1 pseudogene is annotated in these 682 nt (G+C 50.9%); it reads left to right on the top strand.

The features are described from left to right. Positions 1–639: pseudogene (locus DW085_RS18825) on the top strand (hypothetical protein); the annotation flags it as partial. Between the last annotated feature and the right edge of the window lie 43 nt (positions 640–682).

Here is a 682-nt window from a genome sequence, read left to right as displayed (position 1 = left end):
AACCATGACCGTTGGATCTTCTCCAAGGGATATAAAAGGATGCGTCAGAAGCTCCGGGCCATCTACCGGAAGAAAGCAGCCTATATCAAGCAGGATCATGAGGAACGGGCCAATCGCTTTTTAGTCCATGCGGATACCATCTACGTCGAGCATATGGACTATCGGGCCTTACAGAAACGGGCTAGGGACACCTCCAGAAAGGAAGACGCTTCCCCGGTCAAGCAGAAAGACGGTACCGTAAGGCTCATCCGGAAGTTTAAAAAGAAGAAACGATTCGGACGGTCCTTAAATGACCGGGCCCCGGCTTCCTTCATCACTATCCTGAAACGGAAAGCAGAACTCCTTGGTGTAGCCGTCCTGGAGATCCAGACCCGGACCTATAAGGCCAGCCAGTATAACCACGTAACAGGGGAATGCGTCAAAACACTCCTCTCAGAACGCAAGAAGGAGATTGACGGACATACCGTCCAGAGAGATCTCTACAGCGCGTTCCTGATCCAGAACCCGTCTGACGATCTGGCCACGCCGGACCGGCAGGCATGTAAGAAACGCTTCCAAAACTTCCTGCAGCTGCAGGGACATCTCATCCATACAATGAAAAGCACCGGGCAGAGTATGCCGCAGTGCTTTGGATTTTAAATATGAACTTGAAGTAAAAACGTAACCCGTAAACCTGTCACAA

The sequence above is a fragment of the Clostridium sp. AF50-3 genome (genome assembly GCF_003477445.1).
Taxonomy (GTDB): domain Bacteria; phylum Bacillota; class Clostridia; order Lachnospirales; family Lachnospiraceae; genus Otoolea; species Otoolea fessa.
Note: the sequence above shows the minus strand (reverse complement) of the source record. Positions and strands in the feature narration are given on the sequence as shown.